Annotated in this window: 13 protein-coding genes; 7 read left to right on the top strand and 6 right to left on the bottom strand. The window is 62.5% G+C overall.

What is annotated here, in order from left to right; translation table 11 throughout:
* Positions 1-28 precede the first annotated feature (28 nt).
* From xylF to A7317_RS10295, 7 genes are all read left to right on the top strand, one after another.
* Entirely contained in the window at positions 29-1,027 is a 999-nt protein-coding gene (gene xylF, locus A7317_RS10325) for a D-xylose ABC transporter substrate-binding protein (protein WP_024074738.1), read from the top strand.
* A 135-nt stretch (positions 1,028-1,162) separates the two neighbouring features.
* The gene (gene xylG / locus A7317_RS10320) at positions 1,163-2,710 is read left to right on the top strand and encodes a D-xylose ABC transporter ATP-binding protein (protein ID WP_041161155.1); all 1,548 of its coding nucleotides are present in this window, start codon (positions 1,163-1,165) and stop codon (positions 2,708-2,710) included.
* Positions 2,711-3,847, top strand: a complete 1,137-nt coding sequence (locus A7317_RS10315) for a sugar ABC transporter permease (RefSeq protein WP_024074736.1) — start codon at positions 2,711-2,713, stop codon at positions 3,845-3,847.
* Positions 3,848-4,314: 467 nt separating this feature from the next.
* Entirely contained in the window at positions 4,315-5,331 is a 1,017-nt protein-coding gene (locus A7317_RS10310; protein WP_069075718.1) for an iron ABC transporter substrate-binding protein, read from the top strand.
* The gene (locus A7317_RS10305; RefSeq protein ID WP_069075717.1) at positions 5,332-6,924 is read left to right on the top strand and encodes an ABC transporter permease; all 1,593 of its coding nucleotides are present in this window, start codon (positions 5,332-5,334) and stop codon (positions 6,922-6,924) included.
* A complete protein-coding gene (locus tag A7317_RS10300) occupies positions 6,921-7,988 on the top strand; it encodes an ABC transporter ATP-binding protein (RefSeq protein WP_069075716.1) in 1,068 nt (355 codons plus the stop codon). Before A7317_RS10305 ends, A7317_RS10300 begins: the two co-directional genes overlap by 4 nt.
* A gap of 306 nt (positions 7,989-8,294) precedes the next feature.
* Complete coding sequence (locus A7317_RS10295) at positions 8,295-8,534, top strand: hypothetical protein (protein WP_069075715.1); 240 nt, start codon at positions 8,295-8,297, stop codon at positions 8,532-8,534.
* Between the two features lie 151 nt (positions 8,535-8,685).
* Here A7317_RS10295 and A7317_RS10290 read toward each other — a convergent pair whose 3' ends face one another.
* The 6 genes from A7317_RS10290 to A7317_RS10265 all read right to left on the bottom strand — a co-directional run bounded on the left by A7317_RS10290 (position 8,686) and on the right by A7317_RS10265 (position 13,531).
* Complete coding sequence (locus A7317_RS10290) at positions 8,686-9,519, bottom strand: ABC transporter substrate-binding protein (RefSeq protein ID WP_069075714.1); 834 nt, start codon at positions 9,517-9,519, stop codon at positions 8,686-8,688.
* A gap of 57 nt (positions 9,520-9,576) precedes the next feature.
* Complete coding sequence (locus A7317_RS10285; RefSeq protein WP_172831380.1) at positions 9,577-10,305, bottom strand: amino acid ABC transporter ATP-binding protein; 729 nt, start codon at positions 10,303-10,305, stop codon at positions 9,577-9,579.
* A 23-nt stretch (positions 10,306-10,328) separates the two neighbouring features.
* Positions 10,329-11,072, bottom strand: coding sequence for an amino acid ABC transporter permease (locus tag A7317_RS10280; RefSeq protein WP_069075712.1), 744 nt, complete (start codon positions 11,070-11,072; stop codon positions 10,329-10,331).
* Positions 11,073-11,078: 6 nt separating this feature from the next.
* The gene (locus A7317_RS10275; protein ID WP_069075711.1) at positions 11,079-11,780 is read right to left on the bottom strand and encodes an amino acid ABC transporter permease; all 702 of its coding nucleotides are present in this window, start codon (positions 11,778-11,780) and stop codon (positions 11,079-11,081) included.
* A 110-nt stretch (positions 11,781-11,890) separates the two neighbouring features.
* Positions 11,891-12,643: an SDR family oxidoreductase gene (locus A7317_RS10270; RefSeq protein ID WP_069075710.1), complete on the bottom strand. Its 753-nt coding sequence runs from the start codon at positions 12,641-12,643 to the stop codon at positions 11,891-11,893.
* A gap of 114 nt (positions 12,644-12,757) precedes the next feature.
* Positions 12,758-13,531, bottom strand: a complete 774-nt coding sequence (locus A7317_RS10265; RefSeq protein ID WP_069075709.1) for a LamB/YcsF family protein — start codon at positions 13,529-13,531, stop codon at positions 12,758-12,760.
* Positions 13,532-13,541: the final 10 nt, after the last annotated feature.

Genomic DNA, 13,541 nt, shown 5'->3' with positions numbered 1-13,541 from the left:
TCCAACAACAATAAAAGGACGCACCACCATGAAGTCATTCAAACGTACCCTGCTCGCCACCGCCCTGGCCCTGCTCGCCCTGCCGGTGATGGCCGACTCTGCCCACCCGAAAATCGGTTTTTCCATCGACGACCTGCGCCTGGAGCGCTGGTCCCGTGACCGTGACTACTTCGTTGCCGCGGCGGAAAAACTCGATGCCAAGGTCTTCGTGCAGTCTGCCGATGCCAATGAGCAGAAGCAGATTTCCCAGATCGAAAACCTGATCTCCCGTGGCGTCGACGTGATCGTGATCGTGCCGTTCAACGCCACCGTGTTGACCAACGCCGTGGCCGAGGCCAAGAAAGCCGGGATCAAGGTGGTGTCCTATGACCGCCTGATCCTCAACGCCGACATCGACGCGTATATCTCCTTCGATAACGAAAAAGTCGGCGAGATGCAGGCCAGCGGCGTGCTGCAAGCGGCGCCCAAGGGCAATTACTTCCTGCTCGGCGGCGCGCCCACCGACAACAACGCCAAGGTGCTGCGCGAAGGCCAGATGAAAGTGCTGCAACCGGCCATCGACAAGGGCGACATCAAGATTGTCGGCCAGCAGTGGGTCAAGGAATGGAACCCCACTGAAGCCCTGAGCATCGTCGAAAACGCCCTGACCCGGAACAACAACAAGATCGACGCTATCGTCGCCTCCAACGACGCCACCGCCGGCGGCGCGATCCAGGCCCTGGCCGCGCAGAAGCTGGCGGGCAAGGTGCCGATCTCGGGCCAGGACGCCGACCTCGCGGCGGTCAAGCGCGTGATCGACGGCACCCAGACCATGACCGTGTACAAGCCGCTCAAGCTGATCGCCACCGAAGCCGCCAAACTCTCGGTGCAGTTGGCACGTAACGAGAAACCGACGTACAGCTCGCAGTACGACAATGGCAGCAAGAAAGTCGACACCATCCTGCTCACCCCGACCCCGCTGACCAAGGCGAACATCGACCTGTTGGAAAAGGACGGGTTCTATACCAAAGAACAGATTGGCCAGTAGGAGCGGGCTTGCCCGCGAAAAACGTCAACGATAACGCGGGCATTGAGGATGAACGCGGTGTCCTCGGGTTCTTCGCGAGCAAGCTCGCTCCTACGGGAACCCGCGTTTCTTCGGCCTTTTGTGTGAGCCATGGTCATGTCCGACTACCTGCTGCAAATGAACGGCATCGTCAAAACCTTTGGCGGTGTCCACGCGCTGAACGGCATCGATATCAAGGTGCGGCCGGGGGAATGTGTCGGCCTGTGCGGTGAGAACGGTGCCGGCAAGTCGACCTTGATGAAGGTGCTGTCGGCCGTCTATCCGCACGGCACCTGGGAGGGTGAAATCCTCTGGGACGGGCAACCGCTCAAGGCCCAGTCCATCAGCGAAACCGAGGCCGCCGGTATCGTCATCATCCACCAGGAACTGACCCTGGTGCCCGACCTGTCGGTGGCCGAGAACATCTTCATGGGCCACGAGCTGACCTTGCCCGGCGGGCGCATGAACTACCCGGCGATGCTGCACCGCGCCGAAGCGTTGATGCGCGAACTCAAGGTGCCGGACATGAACGTCGCGCTGCCGGTGTCGCAGTACGGCGGCGGCTACCAGCAACTGGTGGAAATCGCCAAGGCCCTGAACAAAAAGGCGCGCTTGTTGATCCTCGACGAGCCCTCTTCGGCCCTGACCCGCTCTGAGATCGAGGTGCTGCTCGACATCATCCGCGACCTCAAGGCCAAGGGCGTGGCCTGCGTGTACATCTCCCACAAACTCGATGAAGTGGCGGCGGTGTGCGACACCATCTCAGTGATTCGCGACGGCAAACACATCGCGACCACCGCGATGGCCGATATGGATATCCCGCGCATCATCACGCAGATGGTCGGACGCGAGATGAGCAACCTCTACCCCACCGAGCCCCATGCCGTGGGCGAGGTGATCTTCGAGGCGCGCCACGTGACTTGCTACGACGTCGACAACCCCAAGCGCAAACGTGTCGACGATATTTCCTTCGTGCTCAAGCGCGGCGAAATCCTCGGCATCGCCGGCTTGGTGGGCGCCGGGCGCACGGAGCTGGTGTCGGCGCTGTTCGGCGCCTACCCCGGCCGCTACAGCGCCGAGGTGTGGCTGGACGGCCAACTGATCGACACGCGCACGCCGCTTAAATCGATCCGCGCCGGGCTGTGCATGGTGCCCGAGGACCGCAAGCGCCAAGGCATCATTCCCGACCTGGGCGTGGGCCAGAACATCACCCTGGCGGTGCTCGACACCTATGCGCACCTGACCCGTATCGACGCCGAGGCCGAACTGGGCAGCATCGACCAACAGATCGCGCGCATGCACCTCAAGACGGCCAGCCCGTTCTTGCCGATCACCAGCCTGTCCGGCGGCAACCAGCAAAAAGCCGTGCTGGCGAAAATGCTGATGGCCAAACCCAAGGTGCTGATCCTCGACGAGCCCACACGCGGGGTGGATGTGGGGGCCAAGTATGAGATCTACAAACTGATGGGCGCGCTGGCGGCCGAAGGTGTATCGATCATCATGGTCTCGTCGGAGCTGGCCGAAGTACTCGGCGTGTCCAACCGAGTGCTGGTGATCGGCGACGGCCAGTTGCGGGGCGACTTCATCAACGAGGGGCTCACCCAGGAACAGGTGCTCGCCGCCGCGCTCAGCCAAAACAATAATAACGATCGGAAAACCGCGTAGATGAATCAGGTCAAACAGCTGTTTACCCGCTACAAAATGCTCGCCCTGGTGATCGCCGTGGCGTTTATCTGGCTGTTTTTCAGCTGGCAGACCGAGGGCGGTTTCCTCACTCCGCGCAACCTGTCCAACCTGCTGCGGCAGATGTCGATCACCGGGATCCTGGCCTGCGGCATGGTGCTGGTGATCATCAGCGGGGAGATCGATTTGTCGGTGGGCTCATTGCTCGGCTTGCTCGGCGGGCTCGCGGCGATCCTGGATGTGGTCTATCACATGCCGTTGCTGGCCAACCTCAGCCTGGTGGCGCTGTGTGGCTTGATGATCGGTTTGGCCAACGGCTACATGACCGCCTACCTGCGCATCCCGTCGTTTATCGTTGGCCTGGGTGGCATGTTGGCGTTTCGCGGGATTCTGCTGGGGATTACCGGCGGCACCACCATTGCGCCGGTGTCGCCATCGCTGGTGTATGTGGGCCAGGGGTATTTGCCGCATTCGGTGGGGCTTGGCCTTGGGGTCCTGCTGTTTGCCCTGACCCTGTTCTTGACCTGGAAACAACGGCGCAACCGCGCACTGCACGGGTTGGCCGCGCACTCGCTGGTGCGGGACGTACTGCGCGTGGTGGTGATCGGCGCGGTGCTGGCTGGGTTCGTCACCACCCTCAACAGCTACGACGGCATTCCCGTGCCGGTGCTGCTGTTGCTGGTGCTGCTTGGCGTGTTCAGCTACGTCACCAGCCAGACCGTGTTCGGCCGCCGCGTGTATGCGGTGGGCAGCAACATGGAAGCCACGCGCCTGTCAGGTATCAATGTGCAGGCGGTGAAACTGTGGATCTTCGGGATCATGGGCGTGATGTGCGCCCTCGCCGGCCTGGTCAACACCGCGCGCCTCGCGGCGGGCTCACCGTCGGCGGGCAATATGGGCGAACTCGACGCCATCGCTGCGTGCTTCATCGGCGGTACATCCATGCGCGGCGGCTCGGGCACGGTGTATGGCGCGCTGCTCGGGGCGCTGGTGATCACCAGCCTGGATAACGGCATGTCGATGCTGGATGTGGACAGTTATTGGCAGATGATTGTGAAGGGCAGCATCCTGGTGCTGGCGGTGTGGGTGGATGTGAGTACCCGCACAGGTCGGCGGTAGGAATGCAGGATAAATGTGGGAGGAGGCTTGCCCCCGATAGCCGTGTGTCAGTCATACAGGTATCAACTGACCCTCCGTCATCGGGGGCAAGCCCCCTCCCACATTGACCGCCTCAAAAATCACTGCCTGAACGGGGTCAAAACTGTGGGAGGGGGCTTGCCCCCGATGGCGGTCGGTCAGTCGACGTCTACAGTGCCAGCAGCTTTCTTGAATGGGGTAACACCAGGATAAAAGAGGTAGGCAATCGCTCCCCACGTCAATAGCTGATGATTGGCCACCCAAAATACTTCGACCACCTTCAACCCCGTGCGCTCGCGACCCGTTTATCACATTTTTTTGACGTTTTTTTCTCATTCCCGGCTCTACATTCGCCGCGCCTAAACATGCAAATGATTCCTATTGATTTCGTCTCAATCGACCTCTAGCGGATTTCCCGTGTCGCCATACAAACCCGGAGCGCTCACCGCATGACCACCCGCCTTCCTTCGTTCGTCAAAAAAGCCCTGCTGGCCACCGCCCTGGTCAGCGCCGGGCATGTGTATGCCGCCAGCGAGCCGGTCGGCATCGTGGTCTACAACGCCCAGCATGAAAGCCTCACCAAGGCCTGGGTCGAAGGGTTCACCCAGGAAACCGGGATTCCGGTGACGATCCGCAATGGCGACGACACCGAGATGGGTAACCAGCTCGTGCAGGAAGGCGCGGCCTCTCCGGCGGATGTGTTCCTCACCGAAAACTCCCCGGCCATGGTGCTGGTGGACAACGCAGGCCTGTTCGCGCCGGTCGCGCCGACCACCCTGCAACAGGTGGACGCCGCCTACCGCCCGGCTCATGGCAAATGGGTGGGCATCGCTGCGCGCTCCACCGTGTTCGTGTACAACCCGAGCAAACTGAAAGAGGGCGACCTGCCTAAATCCCTGCTGGACCTGGCTTCGCCAAGCTGGAAAGGCCGCTGGGCCGCTTCACCGGCCGGTGCCGACTTCCAGGCCATCGTCGCCGCCGTGCTTGAACTCAAGGGCGAAGCCGCGACCCTCGACTGGCTCAAGGCAATGAAGGCCAACGCGAGCATCTACCGAGGCAACAGCGCCGTGCTCAAGGCCGTCAACGCCGGCCAGGTCGACAGCGGTGTGATCTATCACTATTACAGCTTCGTCGACCAATCCAAGACCGGTGAAAACAGCAAGAACACCCAGCTGCACTACTTCAAGCACCAGGACCCGGGCGCGTTTGTGAGCATCTCCGGTGCCGGTGTCCTGGCCTCCAGCAAGCATCAGGAACAGGCCCAGGCCTTCTTGAAGTGGATCACCGGCAAAGACGGCCAGGCGGTCCTCAAGGACGGCAATTCGTTCGAATACGCGGTCGGCCAGAACGCCCAATCCAACCCCAAACTGATGCCACTGGCGCAACTGGATGCACCTAAGGTCGACGCGTCGAAACTCAACAGCAAAAAGGCTGTCGAGCTGATGACCCAGGCCGGACTGCTCTGATTGTTGCCTGAATCGTCGATACCCGGCATCGCCCACGCGCAGCTACGCAAACGCCCCCACGGACTGTTCAAAAGCCGTGGGGGCACGTGGGTCACCAGTTTGTCGGTACTGGTTTCGTTGTTGGCGCTGCTGCCGATTGCGTTTGTGATCGGCGTGTCGTGGCAAATCGGCTGGGCGCAAATCGAAGCGCTAGTATGGCGCCCTCGCGTCGGCGAGTTGCTGACGAACACCGTGCTACTGGTGCTGTTCACCTTGCCGTTGTGCATCGTATTGGGCGTCGCGCTCGCGTGGTTGACCGAGCGCACCGACCTGCCCGGCCGCCGTGCCTGGTCGTTGCTGGCGGTCGCGCCGCTGGCAGTGCCGGCGTTTGTGCACAGTTACGCGTGGGTCAGCCTGGTGCCGTCGATCCATGGACTGCCGGCCGGTGTGCTGGTGTCGGTGATCGCCTATTTCCCGTTTCTGTACCTGCCGGTGGCGGCGACCCTGCGCCGGCTGGACCCTGCGATTGAAGACGTGGCCGAATCCCTGGGCCTCAAGCCCTGGGCGGTGTTCCGGCGGGTGGTGTTGCCGCAGTTGCGCCTGGCGATCTGCGGCGGTGCGCTGTTGGTCGGCCTGCATCTGTTGGCCGAATATGGCCTGTACGCGATGATCCGCTTCGACACCTTCACCACGGCGATTTTCGATCAGTTCAAGTCCACCTTCAACGGCCCGGCGGCCAATATGCTCGCGGCGGTGCTGGCCCTGTGTTGCCTGGCGATGCTCACCGTCGAATCCGCCTCGCGCGGCCATGCACGTTATGCCCGGGTCGGTTCCGGCAGTGCCCGTGAGCAACGCATCGTGCGGCTGAGCGCCGTCACCCGCATGCTCTCCCTCGGCTTGCAAGCCGCAACCTGTGCATTGGCCCTCGGCGTGCCGCTGGTCACCCTGGGCAAATGGCTGGTCGCCGGTGGGCGTGAGGTCTGGCAGTTCAGCGAGCTGCTGCCGGCGCTGGAGCAAACCGTGCTGCTGGGCATTGCCGGTGCGGTGTTGACCACCTGCGCGGCGGTACCGATTGCCTGGCTGTCGATTCGTGCGCCGGGCCGCCTGCAACGCATCCTGGAAAGCTGCAACTACATCACCAGTTCGTTGCCCGGCATTGTCGTGGCACTGGCGCTGGTCACGGTGACCATCCACTTCGCCCGGCCAATCTACCAGACGACGATCACCGTGCTGCTCGCCTACCTGCTGATGTTCCTGCCACGGGCGCTGGTGAGCCTGCGTGCGGGCATCGCCCAGGCGCCGGTGGAACTGGAAAACATGGCGCGCAGCCTTGGCCGCTCGCCGGGCCGCGCCCTGTGGCTGATCACGATGCGCCTGGCGGCCCCGGCCGCCGCTGCAGGAGCGGCGCTGGTGTTCCTGGCGATCACCAACGAGCTGACCGCCACCCTGTTGCTCGCGCCCAACGGCACGCGCACCCTGGCCACCGGTTTCTGGGCGATGACCAGCGAGATCGACTACGCCGCCGCGGCGCCTTACGCGTTGATCATGATCCTGCTCTCACTGCCGTTGACCGGCCTCCTCTACCACCAATCCAAACGCACGGCCGGCCGATGAACGCCCTCGAACTCACTGCTCTTTGCAAAACCTTCGGCACCCAAGCGGCCTTGGCCGACGTCAGCCTGGCGGTGCCCAACGGCAGCCGCACGGTGATCGTCGGGCCTTCCGGCTCCGGCAAGACCACCTTGCTGCGGATGATTGCCGGCTTTGAATTCCCCGACAGCGGCAGCCTGACCCTGAGCGGCCAGGTGCTGGTCGACGACATCCACGCCGTGCCGGCCCACCAGCGCCAGATCGGTTATGTGCCGCAGGATGGTGCGTTGTTCCCGCACATGACTGTGGCCGACAACATTGGCTTCGGCCTCGCGGCCAAGCACGCTGCACGGCACGAACGCATCGCCGAACTGATGGACAGCGTGGCCCTCGACGCCAACATGGCCCGGCGCTGGCCCCACGAGCTGTCCGGCGGCCAACAGCAGCGCGTGGCGCTGGCGCGGGCCTTGGCGCAACAGCCCCGGCTGATGCTGCTGGATGAACCGTTTTCCGCACTGGACACCGGCCTGCGCTCGGCCATGCGCAAGATGGTGGCGCGGTTGCTGAGTGATGCGAACATCACCACGATCCTGGTCACCCATGATCAGAGTGAGGCGCTGTCGTTCGCCGACCAGTTGGCGGTGATGCGCCAGGGGCGCCTGGTGCAATCGGGGCATCCGATGAACCTTTATCAGTACCCCGTGGACGAACAAACCGCGTTATTTCTCGGCGAAGCCGTGGTCATGCCCGCGCGGATTGAGGCGGGCTGGGCTCACTGTGCGTTGGGTCGCGTGTCGGTCGACAGCCAGGCCAATCATGGTGCGGCACAGATCATGCTGCGCCCGGAGCAACTGCACCTGAGTACCACCGACGAATCCGGCTGCCGTGGCGTGGTCACCGAGCGCGAATTCGGCGGCAATACCTGCACCCTGACCGTGGCGTTACAACCGGGCGAGGACGCGCCTGGCCAGGCCATCCTGGTGCGCAGCTCGGGCCTGCAAGCGCCAAACCCAGGCAGCGTGGTGTATCTCAGCACGGTGGGCATGGCCCATGTGCTGAAAAAACCGGCGGCCCTCAGCCCCCGCTGAGTTTTGCGAGGTATCTACACAACGTTGGCGCGCCCCTGAATTCAGTTAAGCGTACATCGCCTTCTGTAGGAGCGAGCTTGCTCGCGAAAAACGTCAACGATAACGCGTGTTTCCTGAGTGAACGCGGCGCCTGTGAGTTCTTCGCGAGCAAGCTCGCTCCTACAAAAAAGCCTTAACTGAACGGCATTAGGGCGTGCCCGCTCGTTCATCGAATGGTCAGGGATTTTTTTTGAATCTTCTTGAGCACTCAAACTCATTGAGTTCAGGGGCCTCAGGAGGCATCCAATAAACGCAAGGAGTCACACAATGAATGGACATGCGCTTAGCGACACGGCAACACAGACCTGGGATGACACCATCGCCGAGAACACCGCAATGTTCTTCGAAGCCGATCGCCTGGAGGCCAAGGCTTACGCACTTATCGAGTCCTACAACGGCGACTCGACAACCTGGGCGCACTTTGTCCAAGCCAAGCAAATCGCTGATGCCCAGCGTACCGCCGCCTATCGAGAGTGGATGCGAATCAGGCGCGCGATGCGCACTTGATCGACGCGCCGGCCCAGGGATTGATCAAACACTACCGGCGCCCCGTGGGAGCCGGCGGACGTCAGCGAAGCGGCGGTAATGCACGGGCAGGCGATGAAACCTCCAGCAGCAGCGGGCCCACTGCTGCGGCGTTCGATCGCCGGAGTTGCGCCTACGGCAGCGGGTCGAATTTCAGTGCGCTCAGGCTTTGCACCTTGTCTTCACGCACCATCTTGTACTCCGTGTTCGGCCCGATCCAGCGATCCCAGATCGCGTCGATCTCTCCAGCTTTCTCCATTGCCATCAGCGATGCGTTGACCTTGGCCAGGAAGGCCGGTTCGTCGCGGCGCATGCCGGCGCCAATCGGCTCGAGGGCCATCGGCTCCTTGGCCAACGCCAACTCGACACCACTGGCCTTGGCCTGGTTGACCAGTTTGAGCGCGGTCATGGTGTTGGTCACCAGCCCCACTACCTTGTTCTGTTGCAGGGCCATGTAGGCCGAACCGGTGTCCTGGAACGTGACCGGCGTGGCGCCGGCGATGCGGATCGACTGCTCGGACGTGGACCCCTTGGTGGAGCTGATGCGCTTGTCCTTGAAGAAGCTTTTCGGCTGGTCGGCGTTGGCCGTGCGCACCACCAGGGTTTCCTTGGCGATGTAGTACGGGTCGCTGAACTGGATCTGTTCGGCGCGGGTCTTGGTGTAGGCCAGGTTGGCGAAAATCACGTCGACACGCCCCATCTTCACTTCCGGGATCCGCGCTTCCACGGACAGCGGCTTGAGCTCCAGCGCCACGCCCATGGTCTTGGCCAATGCCTTGCACAGATCGACGTCCATGCCCACCAGTTCGCGGGTTGTCGGGTCGGGTGCGGAGAACGGTGGCACGTCGGCGTACACACCGCAGCTCAACGACTTCTTGGCCATGATGTCGCTCAATTGGTCGGCCTGCGCCACCGCGACGGCCAAAGGGGCCAAGGCCAGTGCAATAAACAGATGCTTCATACCCATGGAAAAACTCCTGAACGTGGTCAATCGAAATGGCAGAGGACGCAAAGCCGCCGCGGCTCAGTGGGCCCGCAGGTCGGCGATAAAACGTTGGGCTCGCGGGTGCGAGGGCTGCACGAAAAACGCTTCGGGCTTGCTCTTTTCCAGAATCTGACCGGCGTCCATGAACCAGATGGTGTCGGCGACTTCACGGGCGAAGTTCATCTCGTGGGTCACGCACATCATGGTCATGCCGTCCTTGGCCAGGCCCTTCATCACGTTCAACACTTCACCGACCATTTCCGGGTCGAGGGCGCTGGTGGGCTCGTCGAACAGCATCACCGGGGGCTCCATGGCCAGCGCGCGAGCAATCGCCACGCGTTGCTGCTGACCGCCGGAGAGCTGCGCCGGATACGCCCCAGCCTTGTGGGCCAGGCCAACACGGTCGAGCAACTCCATGGCTTTTTGCTTGGCCGCCGCGCCCTTGAGGTTGCGCAGCTTGTTCGGTGCGAGGGTGATGTTTTCCAGCACCGAGAGGTGGGGGAACAAGTTGAAGCTCTGGAACACAAAGCCGACCCGGCTGCGCAGGCGGTTGATCTGCGCGTCGGTGCCATGCACGTCCTGGCCATCGAACAGGATCTGGCCGTTCTGGATGTCTTCCAGGCGATTGACCGTGCGAATCAAGGTCGACTTGCCCGAACCCGAGGGGCCACACAGCACCACCACTTCCCCAGGCTGAACCTCGGCGGTGATGTCGGTGAGCGCCTGGTACTCGCCGTACCATTTATTGATTTTCGAAAACATGATCATTGGATGCATGGACGCAGCCCTCTTCAATTATCAGTGGCCAGCAACGGCCCGCTCGACACGGTTTGCCCGCCATTGCCCAGGCGCTTGCGCGCGATGCGGCGCTCGACCCAACCGGCCAGGTGGGTCAGGCCGAAACAGAGCAGGTAGTAGATGATCGCCAGGATGAAAAACACCTGGAACGGCTTGGTCAGCAGTTGGTTGTTGACCTGGTTGGCGGCGAAGGTCACTTCCTGGACGTTGATCACATAGCCCAGGGAGGTTTCCTTGATGATCGAGATGAACTGGCTGATCAGGCTGGGCAGCGCGTTGTACAGCGCCTGCGGCAGGATCACCCACACCGTGGTGCGCACATAGCCCAGGCCCAGGGCGCGGGAGGCTTCGTACTGCCCGGCCGGCAGCGCCTGGATGCCGCCACGAATGATTTCGCACAGGTAGGCGCTCTGGTAGATCACCAGGGTGCACAGCATGGTCATGAACCCGGTGATGTTATGCCCAATCAACAAGGGCACCAGGAAGTAAGTCCAGAAGATCACCATCAGCAGTGGAATGCCGCGCAACACGTAGACCCACACCGTGGCGACCAGGCGCAGGCCTTTCCATGGCGAGACCCGCGCCAGCGCCAGCAACAGGCCGAACGGGAACGCCAGCAACAGCGCCAGCGCCGCCAGGATCAGGGTGCTCGCCAGCCCGCCCAAGGGGCCGTGGGGGTACTGGCCGATGAGGAATAGCGTCCAGTTTTGCTGCACGATCGAGAAGATATCGAACATCGCCGTCTACCTCGCCAGGGCTTTGCTGAAGTGCCGGGCAAGCAATGCTCCGGCGCCCATCAGCAGCAGGGAAAACACCAGGTAAAACAGCGTGGCCACCAGGTACGACTCGAAGGTACGGAACGTGTAGTTCTCCACTTCGCGGGTGGCGTAGGTCAGTTCCATCACGCCGATGGCCATGGCCAGGCTGGTGTTCTTGAACAGAAGCACCGTGTGGTTGATCAACGACGGCAGGCAGTTGCGCACGCCTTGGGGCAGGATGACGTAGCGCATCGAGCGCACGTAGCCCAGGCCCAGGGCCCTGGAAGCTTCTGTCTGCCCGGCGGGAATCGCACGCAGGCCACTGCGGATGTCTTCACAGAAATACGCGGCCTGGCACAGCCCCAGGGCGATCACCGAGAACAGGTATTCGGTGTTGTGGTTGGCCAGCCACAGTTGCGTGGACTCATTGAGCAAGGTCGGCACGCCGAAGTACCACAACATCAGTTGCACCAGGGTCGGCACATTGCGGTGATACGACACGTACCCCGCCACCAGGCGGTCGGCCAGCGCGTGGCCAGTCAGGCGCACGGTCACCAGCAACAGCGCCAGGACCATCGCCAGCAGCCAGGCGAACACCGCCAGCTGCAAGGTCATTTCGATGCCCTTGACGATCAGCTCGGCGTACTCGCCTTGCAGAATCGCGGCCAAATCGAAGTCATGCTTCATGGTCAATCCCTATCGGCATTGGGCTAGGGCAGAACTGAAAAACACCCGGCGTGGCCGTGGTGGAGTGACGCGACGACGGATAGGTCCGTTCTGTTTTTAACGGGCGGGTTTCAGCCCAGGTAGTCTTGGGGCCGTGCGGTGGAGAGCCCGCCCGGTACTTGCAAGGTCGGGGTGATTTCCATGTGGCCGATGTTCACTGCGATCGGCGCAGCGATCGCAAAGGCAATGGCGTCGGCAATATCCTTGGCCAGCGGCAATTCGAAGCCCTCGACAAAGCGTTTGTAGGTCTCTTCGGAATCGCCGTGCACATGGGCAAAGATGTCGGTGGCAACGCGGCCGGGGCAGATCTCGGTGACCCGCACGCGCTTGCCGAACGCATCGATACGCAACTGGCGCGAGAGCATGCTCACCGCCGCTTTGGTCGCGTGGTATGTCGAGTTGCCGCCAAAGTTGTAGGCTGCGGCAATCGAGCTGATGTTGATGATGTGCCCGCAATCGCGCTCGACCATCCCCGGCAACGCCAGGCGCGCCAGGTGCAGCACCGCGCGCAGGTTGACGTCGATCAGCAGGTCGATGCCGTCGGCGTCGGCCTTGAGGATCGAGCCTGGTTTATCGACACCGGCATTGTTGACCAGGATGTCGAAGCGTTGGGTGGCGAACAAACGGGTCAGCCCGGCCAGGTCAGTGACGTCGATGGCGTGGGCGATGCAGCCGGTCTTGGCGGCGAGAGCTTCGAGCTTGTCGGCACTGCGGGCCAGGGCATGTACCTGAACGCCTTCCTGGCACAGGCGTTCGACCACAGCGGCGCCAATCCCGGAAGAAGCGCCGGTGACCAACGCGGTTTGGTAGTCTGAAAATGGCATGTCGGTGTCCTCATGTACGTGTGCTGATCACTCCCGTGATCGCGATGTCTTTGACTCTATCCAGCCTGGGCGTCGGCGACCAAGACGGAATGGCTGTGTGGCAATAAGCCCTGCTTATGACGTCGCCAGCAGCTGCGAAATCGGCGTGATGCAACCACCCGCCTGTTCGATTTCGCGCCGTATGGTGCGCGCCAGTTCCACTGCGCCGGGGGTATCGCCGTGCAGCAGGATCGAATGGGCCGGCACCGCGATCCGCTTGCCATTGAGGCTGGTCACGGTGCCCTCCTCCAGCAATTGGCGAACCCGTTGCAAGACCGCCGCCGGCTCCTTGATCACGGACCCGACCACAGCGCGCGGCACCAGCAGGCAGTCATCGTCATAGGCCCGGTCGGCCAGGAAGGTCGTGGCCACGCGCAGCCCGCAGTGTTCGGCGGCGCCTTCGATGGCGCGGCTGCTGGAGGAACTGATGATCAGCGTCGGGTCGAACGCCGCCACGGCCCGTACCAACGGCCCGGCCAGCGCCGCATCGGCCGCAACCCGGTTGCCGAGCGCCCCGTGAAAGCTCATGTGCGTCATGCGGTGGCCATTGACCGCCGCCATACCGGCCAGCGCACCAAGTTGGTAGATCACGTAGGTGGTCAGTTCCTTGAGCTCGATGTTCATCTGCCGCCGACCGAAGCCCATCAGGTCGGGGAAACCCACATGCGCACCGAGGTCGATGCCGCCAGCCTTGGCCTGGCGCACCGTGGTGTCCATGATCAGCGGGTCACCGGCATGGAAACCGCAGGCCACGTTGGCCGAGGAAATCAGGCTGAGCAATGCCTCATCCTCGCCCATGCGCCAAGGCCCGAAGCCCTCTCCCAGGTCCGCATTCAAATCGATCTTCATCACCAGCCCT

The sequence above is a fragment of the Pseudomonas fluorescens genome (assembly GCF_001708445.1).
GTDB classification, from domain to species: domain Bacteria; phylum Pseudomonadota; class Gammaproteobacteria; order Pseudomonadales; family Pseudomonadaceae; genus Aquipseudomonas; species Aquipseudomonas gorinensis.
Note: the sequence above shows the minus strand (reverse complement) of the source record. Positions and strands in the feature narration are given on the sequence as shown.